General features: G+C 72.9%; 13 protein-coding genes. 10 read left to right on the plus strand and 3 right to left on the minus strand.

Features of this window, described 5'->3' with window-relative positions:
• Positions 1-2: 2 nt before the first annotated feature.
• Complete coding sequence (locus ACQEVC_RS13525) at positions 3-1,049, minus strand: glucose 1-dehydrogenase (protein ID WP_432876837.1); 1,047 nt, start codon at positions 1,047-1,049, stop codon at positions 3-5.
• A gap of 102 nt (positions 1,050-1,151) precedes the next feature.
• Between ACQEVC_RS13525 and ACQEVC_RS13530 the strand changes: the two genes are divergently transcribed.
• Complete coding sequence (locus tag ACQEVC_RS13530) at positions 1,152-1,985, plus strand: NADH-quinone oxidoreductase subunit C (RefSeq protein WP_432876840.1); 834 nt, start codon at positions 1,152-1,154, stop codon at positions 1,983-1,985.
• Complete coding sequence (nuoH, locus tag ACQEVC_RS13535; protein ID WP_203868146.1) at positions 1,985-2,950, plus strand: NADH-quinone oxidoreductase subunit NuoH; 966 nt, start codon at positions 1,985-1,987, stop codon at positions 2,948-2,950. The genes ACQEVC_RS13530 and nuoH overlap by 1 nt, the downstream gene beginning before the upstream one ends.
• 126 nt (positions 2,951-3,076) lie before the next feature.
• Here nuoH and ACQEVC_RS13540 read toward each other — a convergent pair whose 3' ends face one another.
• On the minus strand, positions 3,077-3,343 hold the full coding sequence (locus ACQEVC_RS13540; RefSeq protein WP_432876843.1) for a hypothetical protein: 267 nt from the start codon (positions 3,341-3,343) through the stop codon (positions 3,077-3,079).
• Positions 3,344-4,004: 661 nt separating this feature from the next.
• Between ACQEVC_RS13540 and ACQEVC_RS13545 the strand changes: the two genes are divergently transcribed.
• The 7 genes from ACQEVC_RS13545 (at position 4,005) to htpX (ending at position 11,825) form a co-directional block, all read left to right on the plus strand.
• Positions 4,005-4,679, plus strand: a complete 675-nt coding sequence (locus ACQEVC_RS13545; RefSeq protein ID WP_432876846.1) for a NuoI/complex I 23 kDa subunit family protein — start codon at positions 4,005-4,007, stop codon at positions 4,677-4,679.
• A complete protein-coding gene (locus tag ACQEVC_RS13550) occupies positions 4,676-5,179 on the plus strand; it encodes an NADH-quinone oxidoreductase subunit J family protein (RefSeq protein ID WP_432876849.1) in 504 nt (167 codons plus the stop codon). The genes ACQEVC_RS13545 and ACQEVC_RS13550 overlap by 4 nt, the downstream gene beginning before the upstream one ends.
• Positions 5,176-5,643, plus strand: coding sequence for an NADH-quinone oxidoreductase subunit NuoK (nuoK, locus tag ACQEVC_RS13555; protein WP_432876852.1), 468 nt, complete (start codon positions 5,176-5,178; stop codon positions 5,641-5,643). Before ACQEVC_RS13550 ends, nuoK begins: the two co-directional genes overlap by 4 nt.
• The gene (locus ACQEVC_RS13560) at positions 5,640-7,574 is read left to right on the plus strand and encodes an NADH-quinone oxidoreductase subunit 5 family protein (protein WP_432876854.1); all 1,935 of its coding nucleotides are present in this window, start codon (positions 5,640-5,642) and stop codon (positions 7,572-7,574) included. The genes nuoK and ACQEVC_RS13560 overlap by 4 nt, the downstream gene beginning before the upstream one ends.
• Positions 7,571-9,094, plus strand: a complete 1,524-nt coding sequence (locus tag ACQEVC_RS13565) for a complex I subunit 4 family protein (protein WP_432876858.1) — start codon at positions 7,571-7,573, stop codon at positions 9,092-9,094. Before ACQEVC_RS13560 ends, ACQEVC_RS13565 begins: the two co-directional genes overlap by 4 nt.
• Before the next feature lie 28 nt (positions 9,095-9,122).
• On the plus strand, positions 9,123-10,718 hold the full coding sequence (locus ACQEVC_RS13570) for an NADH-quinone oxidoreductase subunit N (RefSeq protein WP_432876861.1): 1,596 nt from the start codon (positions 9,123-9,125) through the stop codon (positions 10,716-10,718).
• Between the two features lie 222 nt (positions 10,719-10,940).
• On the plus strand, positions 10,941-11,825 hold the full coding sequence (htpX, locus tag ACQEVC_RS13575; RefSeq protein ID WP_432876864.1) for a zinc metalloprotease HtpX: 885 nt from the start codon (positions 10,941-10,943) through the stop codon (positions 11,823-11,825).
• A gap of 71 nt (positions 11,826-11,896) precedes the next feature.
• Here the strand turns inward: htpX and ACQEVC_RS13580 are convergent, their stop codons facing one another.
• Positions 11,897-13,087 (minus strand): hypothetical protein, encoded by a 1,191-nt coding sequence (locus ACQEVC_RS13580; RefSeq protein WP_432876867.1) that lies wholly within the window; start codon positions 13,085-13,087, stop codon positions 11,897-11,899.
• A gap of 355 nt (positions 13,088-13,442) precedes the next feature.
• Between ACQEVC_RS13580 and ACQEVC_RS13585 the strand changes: the two genes are divergently transcribed.
• Positions 13,443-13,967, plus strand: coding sequence for a hypothetical protein (locus ACQEVC_RS13585; RefSeq protein ID WP_432876870.1), 525 nt, complete (start codon positions 13,443-13,445; stop codon positions 13,965-13,967).
• Positions 13,968-13,983: the final 16 nt, after the last annotated feature.

Below are 13,983 nucleotides of genomic sequence, written 5' to 3' on the forward strand. Positions count from 1 at the left end.
GGTCAGTGCGGGAACTCCAGGACCACCTTGATGTCGTCGGGCTGCGCGTCGTACGCCTCGGCGTACCGGTCGACCGGGACCCGCCGGGTGATCATCCTGGCCAGCCAGTCCTTGTCGGCGGCGGCGAGTGCCTCGGCGGCGAGTTCCCAGTGCCGCCGGTTCGCGTTGACCGTGCCGAAGACCACGTTGTTCTCCAGCACCAGTGCCCGGTTGAGCGCGCCCGCGTCGAAGTCGATCGTCCGGCCGCCCGAGGAGACCCCGGTCAGGCAGACGATCCCGTTCGGTGCCGCCTGGCACATCACGTCCAGCACCACCGTCGGGGCGCCGGTGCACTCCAGCACGATGTCGAACTCGACGCCCAGCTCGGGGACGGTACCGGTGTGGAACTCCCCGCCGAGCGCCTGCACCAGTCCGGGCTTCTCGCCGTTCGCCGACCGGTTCAACACGTGTAGCTCGTAGCCGCGCTGCGCGGCGAGCAGGGCGGCCAGCAGGCCGATCGGTCCCGCCCCGGCGACGAGTACCCGCTTCGGCTCCCAAGCGGACCGGGCGCCGATCCGCTCGATGTGCTCCCAGGCCTTCGCCACCACACTTGTCGGTTCGAGCAGCATGCCCAGCTCGGCCAGCTCCGGATCGAGGCGTACGGCGAACTTCGGCGGGATCCGCCAACGATCCCGAGCGAAGCCCTGTAGGCACTTGATGCCGTGCTCCGTGTAGAGACCGTTGCGGCACATGTCCCACTCGCCGACGGCACAGTTGGGGCACGGGACGGGGTCGGGATGGCGGACGATGCCGGCGACCAGGTCGCCCGGGGCGAGCGAGCCGCTCGGGTCCTCCAGCACCCGACCCAGTGACTCGTGCCCGAGCACCAACTCGGTCGCGCCGGGCGGAGGCTCGCCGTACTCGCCGTCGATGATCTCGCGATCGGTTCCGCAGATGCCGACCGCCACCGCCTCCACCAGCACCGCGCCCTCGTCGGGGCTCGGCTCCGGGAAGTCCTCGGCCAGCCTGAGCGAGTCGGCCCGACCCGGGGTCACGGTAATCGCGCGCACCTGGTCATTCTTCCCCGCCGAAGCGTCCGATAGTCCGAGAGTCGCCGAATAAGCGGTGCGCGACCCGGCGGCGCGGTCCGGGATGGCCCTAGGATCGCGGACATGACCCCGGAACAGGTCGGTGACCGGTTGGGTACGCTGCTCGCGGACGCGGAGGTGACCGTCGGGCAGTCCGGCGGCCAGGGGTACGCCCGGGCGACCGTGGACGTGCCGTCCGGCCGTTGGCGGGACGCCGTCCGGGCGGCCCGGGATGACACCGAGCTGGCCTGCGACTTCTTCGACTGGCTCTCCGCCGTTGACGAGCTGGCCGAGGGGTTCGACGTGGTGGCGCACCTCTGGTCGACCCGGCACCGGCACGGCGTACTGCTCCGGACCAGGGTGCCCCGGGACGCCGCGACCGTCGGGTCCGTGGTGGACCTCTTCCCGGGGGCGACCTGGCACGAGCGGGAGACGCACGAGATGTTCGGCGTCGACTTCGCCGGCCATCCTGACCTGGCGCCCCTGCTGCTGCCGCCCGAGTTCGAGGGACATCCGCTGCGCAAGGAGTTCGTGCTCGCCTCCCGGGTGGCCAAGGCCTGGCCGGGGGCGAAGGAGCCGGGCGAGTCCGAGGCCGGTACCGCCCGCCGGCAGGCGGTGCGCCCACCGGGCGTACCGGCGCCGGGCGAGTGGGGTGTGGCCGCCGCCGTACCCGTCTCCGCCGCCCCCGCCTCCGGCCCGCCGGGCCGCACCCGGCCTACCTCAGGTCCACCGGCCACGCCTACCTCAGGCCCACCGGCCGGGCCTGCTTCGGGTCCACCGGCCGGGCCTGCTTCGGGTCCACCGGCCGGGCCTGCTTCGGGTTCGCCGGCCAGGCCTGCCTCCGGAGCTGGGACCGAGGAGCGCCGGGCGGACGACCGGGGCGGGGCGGCGGACGACGGCAGCGAGGGGGGTGCGTGATGCCGCTCTGGCTGGAACTGCTGGTCCGGGTCGTCGGGGTGGTCGCGGCGTTCCTGGTCCTGCCGCTGGTCGTCGGACAGGCCGAGCACAAGGTGATGGCGCACATGCAGGGCCGGCTCGGCCCGATGTACGCGGGCGGCTTCCACGGCTGGGCGCAACTCATCGCCGACGGCGTCAAGTTCGTGCAGAAGGAGGACGTCACCCCGCGCGAGGCGGACCGGGCGGTGTTCCGGCTCGCCCCGGTGGTGGCACTGGTGCCGTACCTGCTGGCCCTGCTGGTCATCCCGCTCGGCCCGAACGACCTGGTCGGGCAACCGCTGGACATCGGGCTGTTCTTCGTGCTCGCGGTGGTCGGCGTCGGGGTGGTCGCGGTACTCATGTCGGCGTGGGCCTCGGCCAACAAGTACAGCCTGCTCGGCGGGATCCGGGGCGCGGCACAGCTGCTCGGCTACGAACTGCCGCTGGTGCTCGCGGCGGCGAGCGTGGCGATGGCGGCCGGCACGCTGAGCCTGCCCGGCATCGTCGAGGCGTGGCAGCCGTGGTGGCTGCTCTGGCAGGCCCCGGCGATGGTGGTCTTCTTCGTCGCCGGGCTCGCCGAGATCCGGCGCCCGCCGTTCGACATGCCGATCGCCGACTCGGAGCTGGTCTTCGGGTACATGACGGAGTACACCGGTCTCCGGTTCGCATTCTTCCTGCTCGCCGAGTACGTCGGCATCGTGGTGATCGCCGCGCTGACCACGGTGCTCTTCCTCGGTGGCTGGCAGGGGCCGTTCGGCGACGACTACCTCGGCTGGCTCTGGACCCTGATCAAGGTGTTCGCCGTCTCATTCGTGATCATCTGGTTCCGGGTGACGTACCCGCGGCTGCGCGAGGACCAGTTGCAGCGGCTCTGCTGGCTGGTACTGGTCCCGGTGGCGCTGGGCCAGCTCGTGCTGACCGCCGGAGTGAAGCTGGCGATCGCCTGACATCACCGCCCTCGCCGCCCCGGCCGGTCGGGTCCGGGGTCGTGGAGTCGGGCCGTCGTTGCCGCGACGGTCCGACTCCACGACCCCGGAAACCGGTCATCGGGAACCCGCCCCCCGACACGCCGATCAGGAACCGCCGGAAGTGGACTGATCGAGAAGCGTCATCGGGTTTTGCCGGCACCATTCCACCGCTATCGCGGCTTTGAAGCACCGGCCCTCCGTACCGGCCCGCTCGCCACACGCCTGACACAATCCGCCGATCATCCGATGCAGCCGGATTGTTTCGACCAGGCGTGTCCAGACGACCTCGTGGGGTAGCGGCGGACCGCTCGCCGCGACGTCCAGGTGGCCGCTGAGGATCAGTGCCTCTCGTGCGTCGAGTTCCACCGCCATCCCCTCATCTGCTCGTCGCGATGCGCCCACCGGTGACCGGGCGGAAGCACAGGGCTCCGCCCGTTCGTCGGTTCGACCGCGCCGCAGTCCGGATCGGGTACGCGTGGCGGATCGGCGCCCTCGACCACGTCGCCAGACGTCACCCGGACTCCTTCCGCAGTGCTCTCCCGAGCAGTGTGCGGCGGTCCGCAGCGCCCACCCCACCCTCGATGTCCGTCATCGGCGCTCGGCCCCCGCCGGAATGGATGGCGACTGATGGCGAAGCGGAGCCGGGCCGGCGTGGTCGCCGACCGGGATCGGAAACAGCGGCCCGGGCCGGAGCAGCCCGCCGGGAGACAGGGCGGGCCGGCAGCCACCGTACCGATTCAACTGGCCAGGGGTGGTCGCGCCGGAACCGCCGACACGGCAGGATGGGCCCATGAGCGAGCGCAGCGAGCGAATCGTGGGGCTCAGTGCGGAGGAGTCTCATGGTGGCACGGAGCGGAGCGGAGTGCCGGCATGAGCGAGCGTAGCGAGCGAATCGTGGGGCTCAGTGCGGAGGAGTCTCATGGTGGCACGGAGCGGAGCGGAGTGCCGGCATGAGCGAGCGTAGCGAGCGAATCGTGGGGCTCAGCGCCGACGAGTTTCATGGCGGCGGCACGGCACCCTGCGGAGTGCCGGCATGAGCATTCCGGGCGAGGGATTGGCGAAGGGGCTGGCCGTCACCTTCAAGACGATGACCCGCCGCTCGCACACCCAGCAGTACCCGGACGTCGCCCCCGAGCTGCCGCCGCGCTCCCGGGGCGTCATCGCGCTGCTGGAGGAGAACTGCACGGTCTGCATGCTCTGCGCCCGGGAGTGCCCGGACTGGTGCATCTACATCGACTCCCACAAGGAGGAGGTGGCGGTCCCCGGCGCGGCCCGACCGCGCCAGCGCAACGTCCTGGACCGCTTCGACATCGACTTCTCGCTCTGCATGTACTGCGGCATCTGCATCGAGGTCTGCCCGTTCGACGCGCTCTACTGGTCGCCGGAGTTCGAGTACGCCGAGTACGACATCCGGGACCTGCTGCACGACAAGGAGCACCTCGGGGAGTGGATGGCGACCGTGCCACCCCCGCCCGCGCACGACCCGAACGGTGAGCCGGCCAAGGAGGAGGCCGCCGCGCGCAAGGCCGCCGCCCCGGGCGGTGCCGGGGAGAGTCCGGCCGGTCCGGCGGTACGCACCCGCCGTCCGGCCCGCCCCGCGACCGCGCGACCGGCCTCTGCTCCGCCCGCCTCTGCTCCGCCCGCCTCTGCTCCGCCCGCAGCCGACCAGCCCAGCTCCGGCTCTCCGGCCGACGAGGAGCCGCCGTGAGCGCCGCCGACGTGCTGATGCTGGCCCTCGGTGCGGTGGCGGTCGGGTCCGGCGTACTCGTGGTCTCCACCCGGCATCTGGTCCGGGCCGGGCTCTACCTGGTGGTCTGCCTGGGCGCGGTCGCCGGGCTCTATCTGGTGCTCACCGCCGAGCTGGTGGCCTGGGTGCAGTTGCTGATCTACGTCGGCGCGGTGGTGGTGCTGCTGCTCTTCGCGGTGATGCTGACCCGGGCACCGATCGGGGCCGCCGACGACCTGGACCGGCCCGGCTGGCCGGCCGCGCTGATCGGCGGCGGGACCGGGCTGGGCCTGGCCGCCCTGCTCGTCGACGCGTACCGGTGGTCCACGGTGGAGCTGCCGGACCCCGGTACGGCCGAGCGGCTCGGCATCGAGATCTTCCGCACCTGGGTACTCCCGTTCGAGGTGCTCTCGGTGCTGCTCCTCTCCGCACTGGTCGGAGCGATCGCGATCAGCGTACGGATTCCCGGGCGGCGCCAGTGAGGCCCGCCATCCCGTACGTCGTCGCCGCCCTGCTCTTCGGGCTGGGCGTCTACGGCGTACTCCGCCGGCGCAACGCCGTACTGGTGCTGATGGCCGTCGAGCTGATGCTCAACGCGGTCAACCTGCTGCTGGTCACCGCCGACGCCGCCCCGCTGCACGCAGCCCTGGGGCACCCGTCCCCGGCCGCCGAGGGCGCCGCCCCGCTGCCGCTCACCGGGCAGGCGTTCACGCTCTTCGTCATCGTGATCGCCGCCGCCGAGGTGGGGGTGGGGCTGGCGATCGTGCTCCAGCTCTACCGGCTGCGCGGCACGGTCACCATCGACGACGTACGCCTCGACGAGCACACCCCGGACACCGGGCCGCAGGCCATCGTGGCGACTCCGGCGCTCACCGGGTCGGGGGCGACGACACCGGCAGCGAACACCGCACCGACGACGGGACACGCACCGGGAGCGGGCCGATGACCCACACGCTCGCCGCGCTGCTGCCGGCCGTACCCTTCGGACTGGCCCTGGTCGGGCTGCTGCTGCCGCAGCGGTCCCGGGCCGGTGCGGCGGCGCTCGGCATCGGTGGCGCGGCGGTGGCGCTGGCGGCGGCGATCGGGCTGGTCGTCGTCCTCGACGGCCGAGGCACCGAGGCGAGCGCCGAGTGGGTCGACTTCGGCGGGCTGTCGGTCACCCTCTCCCTCCGGCTGGACCCGGCCGCCGCCCTGGTCGCGGTCGCGGTGGCGACGGTGGCGCTGGCCGTGCAGGTCTACTCGGTCGGCTACCTGCACGACGACGACCGGTACGCCCCCTACGCCGCGCAGATCAGCCTCTTCACCGCCGCGATGCTGTTGGTGGTGGTCGCCGGTGACCTGATCATGCTGCTGGTCGGCTGGGAGGTGATGGGCATCTGCTCCTATCTCCTCATCGGCCACGACCGCCGGCTGCCGGAGGCGCCCGGCGCCGCCGTGAAGGCGTTCCTGGTGACCCGGGTCGGCGACGTCGGCTTCCTGCTCGGCATCGTGATTCTCGGCGTGCAGGCCGGCAGTTTCCGGATCTCCGACGTGCTGGCCCACGACTTCAGCCCCGGTACGCTGACCGCCGCCTGCCTGCTGCTGCTCGCCGGGGTGGCCGGCAAGAGCGCCCAGTTCCCGCTGCACACCTGGCTGCCGGACGCGATGGCCGGCCCGACCCCGATCTCCGCGCTGATCCATGCCGCGACCATGGTGGCGGCCGGGATCTACGCCGTGACCCGGCTCTTCCCGCTCTTCGCGCGGGCCCCGGCCGCGCTCGCCGTGCTCGGGGTGATGGCCGCGGTCACCCTGCTGCTCGGCGCGCTCGCCGCCACCGCCCAGGACGACATCAAACGGGTACTCGCCTGGTCGACGGTCTCGCAGCTCGGCTACATGGCCGGGGCGCTGGCGGTCGGCTCGCCACCGGCGGCGCTCTTCCACCTGCTCAGCCACGCCGCCTTCAAGGCGCTGCTCTTCCTGGCCGCCGGTGCGGTGATCCACGCCGTCGGCAGCAACCTGATGTCGGCGATGGGCGGGCTGCGCCGGCCGATGCCGGTCACCTTCTGGTGCACCGCGATCGGGCTCGCCGCGCTGGCCGGGGTGCCGCCGCTGGCCGGCTTCTGGAGCAAGGACGGCATCCTGGTCGTCGCCGAGCGGGCGGCCCGGCACCACACCGGCCCGACCGCCGCCTGGGTGGGCTGGCTGGTCTGGCTCGCCGGGCTGGTCGGGGTCGGGCTGACCGCCTGGTACGCCACCCGGCTGCTGCTGCGTACCTTCCTCGGCGTCTCCCGGGCCCAGACCCACCCGGTCGACACCCCGGCCGCGCACGCCAGCCCCGCGTCCGCGATCGACGCGCCGGCCGGGTCGCCGGCACACACCCCGCCCGGTCCGCCGCACGATCCGCCCGGGCTGCTCCGCTGGCCGGTGGTCCTGCTCGCGGTGCCGAGCGCGGCGCTCGGGCTGGCGGTCTTCGTCACCCCGTTCCGGGACGCGCTGGCGCTGGACGAGACGCACCTGGACAGCTTCGTGATCATCCCGGTGGTGCTGTTGGTGGCCGGCGCCGGGCTCGCCTGGTGGCGCTGGCGGGCCGACCCGGCCGCCGACCCGGCGACCGGACTGGGTCCGCTGCGTCCGGCCTTCGCCCGGGCCTTCTGGCTCGACGAGGTCCAGCATGCCCTCGTCGTACGTCCGGTGCGGGCGCTCGGCCGGCTGGCCCGGCGCGGCGACGAGGGGCTGGTGGACGGGGCGGTCGAGGGTACCGGCCGGGGGACCACCGGACTCGGCGGCGGGATGGAGTTGCTGCACCGGGCCGGGGTGCCCCGGGCGGTGGTGGCGGTACTCGGCGGTGCCCTGCTGCTCGGCCTGGCCGCCGTACTGGCTCTCGGGGGGACGACGTGACCCTCGGCGGGATCGGCCTGGTCGCCACGCTGGCGGTGCCGGCGGTCGGCGCGGCGCTGCTCGCCGTGCTGCCGGGCCGGTTCGACCGGGCCGCCCGGATCACCGGTACGGCCTTCGCGGCGGTGACCCTGGTGCTGGCCGCGCTGCTGGCGGTCGGCCCCACCGACACCTGGATCGGCTACCGGCTGGACTCCACCGAGGCACCCGGCATCCGCCTCTGGCACGCACTCGACCTGACCTGGGTGCCCGGACTCGACCTGCGGTTCCAGCTCGGGGTCGACGGGGTTTCCTATCCGCTGGTGGTGCTGACCGCGCTGCTGACGCTGCTCTGCTGCGCGTACACCTGGTGGCGGGTGCCGGCGCCGGGCCGGGGCCGCAGCCTCGTCGCGCTGCTGCTGGTGGTCGAGGTCGGCATCCTCGGCACCTTCCTCGCCCTCGACCTGGTGCTCTTCTTCCTCTTCTTCGAGGTCGTGCTCCTCCCGATGTACGCGATCATCGCGGTCTGGGGCGGCGAGGACCGGCAGCACGCGGCGCGGAAGTTCGCCCTCTACACCCTCTTCGGCTCGGTGCTGCTGCTGGTCGGCGTCTTCACCGTGGTGACCGCGGCCGGCACCGCCGACCTGATCGAGCTGACCGGCGGCGCGGGCCTGTCCCGGGGTACCCAGATCGCCGCGTTCATCCTGCTGGCGATCGCGTTCGCGGTGAAGAGCCCGCTCTGGCCGCTGCACTCCTGGCTGCCGGACGCGCACACCCAGGCGCCGACGGTCGGCAGCGTGATCCTGGCCGGCGTACTGCTGAAGATGGGCACGTACGGGCTGATCCGGGTGGCGGTCGGGGTGGCGCCGGAGGGCGCGAGGGAGGCCGCCGGAGTGCTCGGGGTGCTGGCGGTGGCGGCGATCATCGTCGGCTCGTTGGTCTGCCTGGCACAGAGCGAGCTGAAGCGGTTGATCGCCTATTCGAGCGTCGGGCACATGGGGTTCGTGCTGCTCGGCATCGCCACGCTGACCGGCACCGGCATCCAGGCCGCGCTGATCGGCAACATCGCGCACGGCGTCATCACCGGCCTGCTCTTCTTCCTCGCCGGGGCGGTCAAGGACCGGGCGCACACCGGGGCGCTGGCCGAGCTGGGCGGGCTGCGCGAGAGTACGCCCCGGCTCGCCGGGCTGCTCGGCTTCGCCGCGATCGCCTCGCTCGGGCTGCCCGGCCTGGCCGGCTTCTGGGGCGAATCCTTCGCGGTGGTGGCCGCCTGGCGGGTGGGAGGTCCACTCTGGACCACGCTGGCGGTGCTGGCCGCGCTGGGCGGGGCGCTGACGGCGGCGTACCTGCTGCGGCTGCTGCGCCGGGTCACACACGGGCCGGCCAGCCCGACGGTGCTGACCCTGACGCCGGGACTGCACGGTGCCGAGCTGCTCGCCTGGGGGCCGCTGGTGCTGCTCGCCCTCGCCATCGGGCTCGCCCCGACCCTGGTGCTCGGCTACGCCGAGGTGCCGGTCGGCGCACTGCTGGAGGCGATCCGATGAACCCTTCCGGGGCTGGGCGGTGGACGTCGTGATCCAGAGCGTGGACAACGTGGCGCTGCTGCCGGCGTACCTGGCGGCCGGCACCGCCGTACTCGTGCTGCTGGCCGACCTGCTGGTGGCTCGGCGCGGCGCGACGGTGGCGGTCTTCGCGGCCGGGGCCGCCGCCACCGCACTCGGCGCGGTACTGGTCGGTGCCGCCGGATCCCGGCGGACGTTCTGCGCCGGCCCCGACTGTTCCTATCTGGCGAACGGTCGGGCGGCGCTGGTCGGCTGCCTCTTCGCGCTGCTCACCCTCGGGGTGCTGGCGCTCTCCGCCCCGCTGCTGCGCTCCGGTCAGGTGCCGCCGGGGGAGTACTGCTTCCTGCTCGCCTGCTCGATGACCGGCGGCGTGGTACTCGGTGCGGCCGGCGACCTGATCACCCTGGTCGTGGCGCTGGAGACCCTGACCCTGCCGCTCTACGTGCTGGTCGGGCTGCGGCACCGCAGCGTCGCCGGTGCCGAGGCGGCGCTGACCTTCTTCGTGGTCAGCGTGGTGGCCACCGCGGTCACCCTGCTCGGCGCCGCGCTGCTCTACGCGGTCACCGGTGCGGTGCACCTGAGCCGGCTCGGCGCGATCTTCGAGGCGGAGGCGAACCGGCCGGTGGCGCTCGGCGGCGGCGACTTCCCGACCGGGCCGGCACTGCTGAGCCTGCCGCTGACCGTGGTCGCGGTGGCCCTGATCGTGCTCGGGTTGGCCTTCAAGGTGGCGGCGGTACCGTTCCACGCCTGGGCACCGGCCACCTACGACGGCGCGCCGGTGCCGGTGGCGGCGTACCTGTCGACCGCCTCCAAGCTCGGCGGGGTGGTGGCGCTGCTCGCGGTCACCGCGACCGCGCTGCCGGCCCGGATGACCGGCCCGCTGCTGGCGGCGGTGGCGGTGCTCACCATGACCGTCGGCAACCTGGTGGCGCTCCGGCAGCGCCGGATGGTCCGGCTGCTGGCCTGGTCGTCGGTGGCCCAGGCCGGCTACATCGTCGCCCCGCTCGGCGCGCTGGCACTGTCCTCCGGGCGGAGTGCGGAGGCGATCGACACGGCGGTCGCCGCCGCGGTGGCGTACACGGTCTTCTTCGTGGTGCTGGAACTGGCCGCGTTCGGGGCGGTGGTGGCGCTGCGCCCGGCGGTCGCCGACGGCGGCGAGATCGCGGACTACCGGGGTGCGGCCCGACGCCGGCCGTGGGTCGGCGCGGCGTTCGTGCTGGCCCTGGTCGGGCTGGCCGGGTTGCCGCCGGGCCTGGCCGGGCTGTTCGCCAAGGTCACCGTCGTACGGTCGCTGCTGGCCGGTGGCGCCGGCTGGCTCGCCGTGGTGGTGGCGCTGAACGCGGTGATCGGGCTCGCCTACTACGTACGGGTCGCCGCCACCCTCTACGCCCCGGAGCCGGCCGCCGACCGGGCCGGCGAGGCCGCGGCCGCGCCGGTCGTGCCCGCCGATCCCGGCGCACCCGCGGTACCCGCCGGCGCCCCGGTGCCGGCGGCCGAACCGGTCCGGCCGGCCTGGGCGGTTGTCGCCGCGTTGGCCCTGGCTACCGGAGTCGCGATCGTCGTCGGGTTCGCCCCGCAACTCATCCTGGACATCGCCGCACTGTGACTGAACCTTTTTCAACCTGAACAGCGCGGTGCCCTTACGTCCCGACTTCTGCCTGGCCGCGACGGGACCGCAAGGGGAGGTTGAAAAAGGTCCATTGGCCGCCCCCGGGCCCTGGTGAGGCCCTTTCCCAGGCAACTCTCAGTCATATCCGGATTGTTGACGGGGTAACCCGGTGTTGTACCGGTCAGCGGGTCCACCGGCCCGCGCACCGAAGGAGTTATCGTGCATAGCCATCACAACCGGCTCAAGACAGCCGCGCTTCTTGGCCTGCTCACCGCTCTGATCCTCGGCGTCGGCTACTGGTTCGGCGGCAGCGGCGGTCTGGTGATCGCCGTACTGGTCTCACTGGCCATGAACGCCGCCAGCTACTTCTGGTCGGACAAGCTCGCGTTGCGCGCGATGCGGGCCCAACCGGTCACCGAGGCCGAATTCCCGGCGCTCTACCAGATGGTCCGGGAGCTGGCGACCGAGGCGAAGCAGCCGATGCCCCGGCTCTACGTGAGCCCGACCATGCAGCCGAACGCGTTCGCCACCGGACGCAACCCGCAGAATGCGGCGGTCGCCGTGACCCAGGGCATTACGCAGATCCTGGACTACCGGGAGTTGCGGGGCGTCATCGGTCACGAGCTGTCCCACGTCTACAACCGGGACATCCTGATCTCCAGCGTGGCCGCCGGCCTGGCCGGCATCATCACCATGCTGGCCAACATCGCCTGGTTCATCCCGCTGGGCGGCGGGGACGACGAGGACTCGCCGAACCCGGCCGTACTGCTGCTGACGCTGATCCTCGGCCCGATCGCGGCCACCCTGATCCAGCTCGCCATCAGCCGTAACCGGGAGTTCCAGGCGGACGCCTCGGGTGCCGCGCTGACCCGCGACCCGCTGGCGCTGGCCAGCGCGCTTCGGAAGATCCACGCGGGTACGAAGGCGCTGCCGCTGCCGGCCGACAACCGGCTGACCAGCACCGCCCACCTGATGATCGACAACCCGTTCAAGGGTGGCGGCGTGGCGAGCCTCTTCTCCACCCACCCGAAGATGGAAGAGCGGGTACGCCGCTTGGAGCAGATGGCCAACGTCAACGTCGGCCCGGTCCAGTACCAGCGCTGACCCACCCCACGATCGACCTGCGCCCGCGCTCAGCGCGGGCGCAGGTCCGTGTGCCCCTGTTCGGCGGGAGGTTATCCGCAGGAGTACGTGTTCGACCCCGAGTCGGAAAGGGTCTTGCCGTCGCTCAACGTCGCGGTGACCGTCCAGGAGACGGACGACCCGCCGATGAACTCCCAGCCGCTGGTGTCCGGAATCTTGCGGTTGAACGACCGGCCGCTGAACTGGAGCGTGAGCGTGTCGGAGTTGCTCGCCGGCCCGGTCTCGTTGGAACTGTAGGAAACTCGGGCGCTGCGGATGGTCGCCGAGGTGTTGCTCACGCTGCCACTGATCGCGATGCCCCAGCCGCGATCGACGGGAGTGCACTCGATCCGGCCGCTGGCCGATATCCGGGCCTGTGGCGCCGGAGGCTTCGGCGGCGGAGCGGTGGTTCTGGCCGGTGGCTTCCGGCTCGGTGTCCGCTTCGGCACCGACGCCGGCCGGGCGGGCCGGGGCGGAGCCTTGCTGGCTTTCGGTGTCGGGGTGGCCTGCGGAAGCGGGCTCGGCGGGGCGACCGGCGCCGATGTCGGAATGACCGGCAACGGCGAGCCGAGCGCCAGCGCGGGTCCGGTCGGCACCGCCGCAGGCCGGGGTTCGCCGGAGGAGCCGCCGTTGTTGACCGCCAGGGCCACGCCGATCCCGACCAGCACGACGGTGGCCGCCGCCAGCGGCAACAGCAGCCGTCGGCCGGCCTGTGGCGCGTCGGGATCCGGGGACGGATCCGGTACGGCGCCGGTGCCCGCCGGTACGGCGCTCGGCTGCTTCACCGCACTGCCCCGGTCGGCTCCTGCCCGACCGGCGGGTCCCAGCTTGACCGGTGTGCCGGGTTGGGCCTTGACGGGCTGGGCGGGTTGGGTCTTGGCCGGCTGGGCGGGTTGGGCCTTGACGGGCTGGGCGGGTTGGGTCTTGGCCGGCTGGGCGGGTTGGGCCTTGACGGGCTGGGCGGGTTGGGTCTTGGCCGGCTGGGCGGGTTGGGCCTTGACGGGCTGGGCGGGTTGGGTCTTGGCCGGCTGGGCGGGTTGGGCCTTGACGGGCTGGGCGGGTTGGGTCTTGGCCGGCTGGGCGGGTTGGGCCTTGACGGGCTGAGTGGGTTGGGTCTTGGCCGGCTGAGTGGGTTGGGCCTTGGCCGGCTGAGTGGGCCGGGCCTTGGCCGGCGCAGGCTCCGCCGGTGGCGACGCGGGTGCCGACGTTGGTGACGCCCCTTCACCGGCAGGCCGAGCCTTCACCGATCCGGACGGACCGATCCCGGTGACCTCGTTGGTGGGGGAAGGGACCCCGACCTCGCCCGGATCGGCCGGTCCGCCTGGTACGGCGGCAGGCGTTGCCGCCAGCGGCTTGGCGCCCCGTCTGCCGATCCTGGCCAGTCTGCCCAACGTGCCTCGGAAGCCGGTGCCGGCAGGCTTGCCGGGACCACCGGGCTCGGTCGTCGGTATCACCGTCTCGGGCTGGGAGGTCCCCGCCGGAACGGGCTCAGTCGGGCCCTCGCCGTCCGGGGCGGGCGCTCTTGCCGCCTCCGGCGCTCCGGTCGGGGCGGCCAGCCCATCAACTGTTGCCGCGGCCGGCCGGGTCTCCTCGGCGGTGGTGGCCTTCGCCTTTTTGGCGGTCGTGGCTGCCGGAACCTTGTCGCCCGGTGTCGCCGGTGTGGCCTTCTCGACCGCAGCCTTCTCGACCGGTGTGGCCTTCTCGACCGTGGCCTTCTCGACCGGTGTGGGTTTCGCAACCGGTGGAGCCTGCTCGACCGGTGCGGTCGGCTTGGCTGAAGTGGCTGGTGTGGTCGTCTCGGTTGAGCCAGCTCGTCCGGCCGAGTCTGCGGGTACGCCGGATTTCGCGGGTCTGGCCGACCTGGCGGCTCTGGCTGCCTTTGTCGGTCTGGCCGACCTCGCCGGTCTGGCCGACTTCGTGACTCGGACCGCCTTCACCGGTCTGGTCACCTCGGGCGACGCCACCGATGCCGGTGCTCCGGTCGGCACGGCGGAGTTGCCGACCGCAGTGGTGGGTTCGGCGGGAACGGCCGGTTCGGCCGGGTCGGCGCCCGCCGCCTGCTCCGGTGGCTGCTCGGGCCGGAGCACCACCAAGAGGGCCCCGCAGCCCGGGTTCAGGCAGTAGACCGAGTCGTCCTCGT

It is taken from the genome of Plantactinospora sp. CA-294935 (assembly GCF_050936445.1).
In the GTDB taxonomy this organism is placed as follows: domain Bacteria; phylum Actinomycetota; class Actinomycetes; order Mycobacteriales; family Micromonosporaceae; genus Plantactinospora.

What these genes read in the sequence shown, in the direction of transcription:
- ACQEVC_RS13560 (WP_432876854.1), top strand. Translation starts at nt 5,640, where the DNA reads ATGACCCACACGCTCGCCGCGCTGCTGCCGGCCGTACCCTTCGGACTG.
- nuoH (WP_203868146.1), top strand. Translation starts at nt 1,985, where the DNA reads ATGCCGCTCTGGCTGGAACTGCTGGTCCGGGTCGTCGGGGTGGTCGCG.
- ACQEVC_RS13540 (WP_432876843.1), bottom strand. Translation starts at nt 3,343, where the DNA reads ATGGCGGTGGAACTCGACGCACGAGAGGCACTGATCCTCAGCGGCCAC.
- ACQEVC_RS13530 (WP_432876840.1), top strand. Translation starts at nt 1,152, where the DNA reads ATGACCCCGGAACAGGTCGGTGACCGGTTGGGTACGCTGCTCGCGGAC.
- ACQEVC_RS13545 (WP_432876846.1), top strand. Translation starts at nt 4,005, where the DNA reads ATGAGCATTCCGGGCGAGGGATTGGCGAAGGGGCTGGCCGTCACCTTC.